We start from the raw sequence: 5,530 nt of genomic DNA, 5'->3' as shown, positions 1-5,530 counted from the left end.
GCATTTTTGTTTTATTTAATTATTAGTTTGTTTTATTTAATTATCAATTGTTTTTAGCTATTGCTTAGTTAATCAATTTTATGATTTGTAAATATAAGCATTATTTAATATTAAATTTTTAGGAATTTTTACGAATTATGTATGTAAATTAAATGTTAAATAAAAATATTTTCGATGTTAATTAAGTTTATTCAATGGGGGGGGGTATTGGCTTTATTATGCCATTTTTTAGTATGGTAGATAATTTTTTTCTGTTTTAATACTGCTTTTATGCTGTTAAATCAAAGATTTTTATTACATAAATAGTGATAGAGTTTCCAACAATATTTCTTCTGCGCTTTAGTCGTTTGGGGGATATGTTCATATTCATTCGAGAGGAGATTGTTGTGAAGTTCACTAGAACGTCATACCTAACTCGGTTAGCAGCATTAGGTATTGCTGCAGCAACATTGCTCGTGCCGTTTTCTGCAGTTCCTGCTTTTGCGCAAACAGTTGCAGATGTAAACAATGGCGAAAAATCTACTTCTGTTGACGCAAATAAATTGCTTAGTGACGCTGCGCAAAAAGGTCACGTACCAACAGAAGCTGAGATTAAAAAAGCTATTAAGGCTTTTTCTGAAAATCATAAGAATTCTGATGATGTTCCTAAAGGTTCAATACTTGAAAAAGCAATAGAAGATTATAAAAAAGCATATAAAAATGAATTCGACTTCAATTCTAAAAAAGAAGTGAATGTTATAGTTACACTTAAGGGTAAAAGTGGCATAGGGAAGGGTGTTGCTTCTGCTCGTATGGCTCAGCAAAATAAGCTACTATCTAAATGGTGTGAAAAGTATCAAATGAAAGTTCGTCGCCAGCTTGGATATTTGGTGAACGCATTTGAAGTTACAATGCCTCAGAATCTCGTTTTAGAGCTTAGAAAAGAGCCAGAAGTCGAATCTGCTCATAAAGCACGTAAATTCCATACTATGGAAAATAATGCGCGTGTTCTTCAAGGAGTGTCTGAAGCGTTTAAGAAATATAAGCTTGACGGTACCGGTATGTTAGTTTCAATTATTGATACCGGTATTGATATGAATCAGCCAGATATGAAGCTTGATTTAAGCGCAAAAGCTCATATTAAAATGCAACCAAAGCCAGGTTTTACAGATAAAGTGCCTGACGGTTATAATTTTGCAGATCAAAACAATAACGTTAGAGATGACATTAGTGAAGAACAGCATGGCATGCACGTAGCTGGAATTGTTGCTGCTAATGGAGATGAAGGAAATAAATTAGCTAAAGATAATTGGCGTGTTGATGGTGTTGCTCCAAACGCACAGTTGCTTGCTATGAAAGTGTTTTCTAATGAAGCTAGTAGAGCTGGCGGTGCGGATGACGCTGATATAGCTGCTGCTGTTGAAAAATCCGTTGAGCTTGGTGCTGATGTTATAAACATGTCTCTTGGTTCAACCAATGGTTTTAGTGGAGCTTCAAATATTACAGGTCTAGCGTTGAAGAAAGCTAGAGATGCTGGAGTTCTTCCAGTTGTTTCAGCTGGAAACTCTGGTTTGAATTTCTCATCTAACGGTGAAATAGATGATGTTTTAGGAAAGTTAGATGATGCAACTCTTGGAACTCCTTCTGCGTTCCCTGAAGCTTTTAGCGTAGCATCTGTTGAAAATTCCATTATGACAGAGAAAAAAGCTACTTATAAAGCAGATGGTTCCGATAAAGGTACAGATATACTTTATAGGTTAGCGACTGGTAAACCTGATGGACAGGAGCGCGAAGTTGTTTCTGTAGGATACGGAAGATCGTACGATGATGATTCTGACGATCCTGATATGGATGAGTATGATGGTCTAAACGTTCACGGTAAATACGTATTAGTTGAGCGTGGTAAAATCAATTTTGCTACAAAATTTAAGCATGCTTTTGAAGCTGGTGCAGCAGGCATACTTGTTTACAATAATGATAAAGGTACAGAACAATTCCTTGGTATGGCTGGTATTGAAGGATTTGGTAAAAAATTTGGAGTATCGATTAGACGTTCTGACGCGTTGAAAATGCTTGATGAGCTTAAACAAAATAAGAAAGTTAAGATTTCTTTCAGCAATAATTATGTAAGCGCTCCAAATCCTGACAGCATGCATCCTTCAGGATTCACTTCTTGGGGTCCAACGCCAGAACTTGATTTTAAGCCTCATATTGCTGGAATTGGTGGAAATGTATTCTCTACTCAGAACGGTACAGGCAATTATGTGAATATGTCTGGTACTTCCATGGCTGCTCCAAATATTTCCGGTCTTTCTGCTCTTATGGTGCAATATTATAAGAATCGTTTCCCGAAGCTTTCTGCAAAAGATCGAGTAAAAAGAGCAACTCAAGCATTGATGAATACAGCTAAGATTCTTACATCTAATGGTAAAGATGATGGTGTTCCATATGCTCCTCGTCAAATTGGTGCTGGTTTAGCGCAAGTTGACAAAGCTATGGATACTAATGTTATTGCAACTGTAAATGATGAATCTTATGTACCTCTTCGTGAAGTTAATGGTGAACGAACTATTACAGTCAATTTGCATAATTATGGAAGCAAAGATTTAACTTTCAACGTTCCAACTGAAAAAGTATTAAATGAATCTAATGAAGCTAATAAAGATACTGTTACAAATATAAGTAATGAGAATTTAACTCCTCAAAATTGCAATGGCAGTATTTTAGTAAAAGCTAATAGTGTTGCAACAGTTGAATTCAAGCTTAAACCAAATACTAGTAAAGATCACTATATTGAAGGTTATATTCGATTTGAATCAAAAGATTCTAATCAGCCAAGTCTTTCAGTGCCATATCTTGGTTTTGTGGGAGATTGGAATAAAGAACCGATTCTTGTTGATCCAAACAATGAGTACTCTTCCGATGTTAAGGCAAGTACAACTCTTGTTTCTGCAGTAAGCAATACTAATAAAGTAAAAGTGAATCGTGAAGGTGAAGCTACTAAATTAGGTTCGTTCTCTCCTAACAAAGATGAGCTTTTAGACACTATTATCCCATCTTTAATGATGTTCCGTAGTGCTGAAGAAGTTAAGTATTCTATATATGATGCTAAAGGCAAGTTAATTAAAGACTTAGGTTATGATAATTATGTTAGCCGTAGCTATTATAGGAGTCTTAAAGGGAGCGCTCATGGTAATGAGAGTTCAACTGGTGAATGGGATGGTAGTGAATACGATCCTAAAACCGGTAAAGAAGTAACTGCTCCTGATGGAATATATACGTATAAGGTTACAGCTAAATTATCTAAGAATTCTGATCGTTTCCAAACCTACACTATGAAGGTTGGTCTTGATACAAAAGCTCCTAAGATTAAGGTTTCTGATCGTGACTCTAATGGTGATGTGATTATTACTGTTGTGGACGATTTGAGTGAAACTTATGTGCCTGATGTTCATATAAATGGCAAATGGGCTGCAGTTAGAAATGTAGATAAAACATGCCAGGAAAAAGATGAAAAAGGCGCTTGTAAGTTAAACTTTGATCCTTCTAATCCTGCAACAAAGCATACTTATAAGGTTCATATTGGCTCTGATGCTAAATTCCTTTATGTCTCAACTAAGGATTCTGCTGAAAATAGTAGTGGCTATGTTTATAAGATCTTCAAGGATTCTACAGATTCTAAAGATGTTGTTATAAATGGTGCTTCTAAGCTTGCAAGTAAGACTATGGCAATTAGGTTCATGTCTAAATTTGCTGGTGACGATAATCTTTATCTTCATATAGGCGGTTATGCTTCCGATGATGTGAAAGATATTAAGGTTTCAGTTACTTATAAAGATAATGGGAATAAGACTGTAACTGTTGATGATGAGCATAAGAAATTCTTCAAAGATAAATCAGCTTTTGCAGCTTTTATTCCTCTTGAAAACGGTGTTAATCACATTGTTGTTACAGGTTTAAACTCTGCAGGTTCCTCAATTGACAGTGATGAAGTTGATGTAACTTTCAATGCTCATGCTCCAAATATAACAGTAACTAATTTGAACAATAATAATAATCTCGATGTTAAAGAAAACGGCGAAGTTACTATTAAAGGTAAAGTTACTGACGATAAAGGTGACAAGCTTTCGATGCATTTGGATTATGTTAAAACAGCTCAAACTCCTGATGGCGGTGTTTCTGTTGGTAGCGGTTCTTCTTCTGGAGATGTAGATCCTGATGATGTAAAGCTTAATGATGATGGTTCGTTCGAAGTTACGATCAAGCCTGATGCTTCTGCTTATACTGTTACTCTAACTGCATCTGATGGCGCGAATGATTCTTCTAAAGTGTTTGCTTTAGAAGGTCGTACGAAGCCAGTAGATAAGTTTGATGAGGAGGTTCATAGGATATTCAGCAAGGATTATGACTTTGAAATAGATAAGGAGTCTGCAAATAAGTTTGAGGGAATGAACACTTATATAATTCAACCAAATTTGAAAGATGGTAAACCAAATCCTAATATAAGTGGTAGTTCCTTTACAGTAACAGGTAGAGTTGGACCTAAGATTTCAAACATAGTGTTCACTCCTTCTGCTGAAGTAGTTGACGGTCATATGAAATTGAAAGATCCTATTGTTGCTGTAATCAAAGATGGTCGTTTTAGTGTGACTCTTCCTATGCATGTTGGAATAAATGATTTCCGTATGCAACTTAAAGAAAAAGTTAAGAAAGAAGGATCAACTGAGGAATCTGAGAGAAGCTTCCTTGATACTAAAACAAGATTCTACTTTGATGTAAATCCGGCTAAGGCTGTGTTTAGTACTCCTAAGCTTTACGGAAATACGTTGTTTACAAATCAAGATTCTGTAGACTTCGAAGGTTCTATGAGTCAAGATAGCTTTGGATATTCTCTGCTTATAAACGGCAATATAGTTAGCGAATTCTTCTCAACAGATGGTGGAGGAGAAAAAGTAAACGAATCTTCATTCAATAGGAAGTTTGATGTAAAAGATAAGGATATTATTCATGTAGAAGTGAATAATACAACCGCTTCATCTTTGCAAACATTCATACCTGTAGTTGTTGATAAGTTGAATCCTAAAGTTAATATTGGCGTAGAAAGCAATGAAACTATTAAAGATAATAGATCCATCAAAGTGAAAGTTAAGGATGATAATCTCAAACTTGTAAAAGTATATGTTGATGGTAACGTTGTTGCTTCTAGCGAAAATAAACTTGTTTCTAAGAGTATTGAAGATACTCTTACTGATGCAGATTCAGATAATAATAGTGAGAGTAATGTTTCTGCAGATAAGCCAGATAAAACAGAGTTTGATTTTGATATTCCAACTTCTGATTTAACTAATGGTAAACATACTATTAAAGTAGAAGCAGTTGATTATGCAGGTAATATCACAACTGATACTGGTAATAGTAGCGATACTATTTCAAAAGTAATTGTGGTTGATCACTTAGAGCCTCCATCTTCTTCTGTAGAAGCGCCTGAAGCTCCTAAGTCTGTTTCGAGTCTTGATAAGTCTGTTAAGGGTAATCTTGTTGTTGGTGCAAA

Annotated in this window: 1 protein-coding gene; it reads left to right on the top strand. The window is 35.3% G+C overall.

Translation table 11 applies throughout. The features are described 5' to 3' along the window. Window positions 1-386: 386 nt before the first annotated feature. Window positions 387-5,530, top strand: a 5,144-nt coding sequence (locus Q0X59_RS06065) for a S8 family serine peptidase (protein ID WP_297643913.1), incomplete at its 3' end; no start/stop codon positions are given.

It is taken from the genome of uncultured Gardnerella sp., from assembly GCF_947280595.1.
Taxonomy (GTDB): domain Bacteria; phylum Actinomycetota; class Actinomycetes; order Actinomycetales; family Bifidobacteriaceae; genus Bifidobacterium; species Bifidobacterium vaginale_A.
This window is presented reverse-complemented; position numbering and strand designations above follow the sequence as displayed.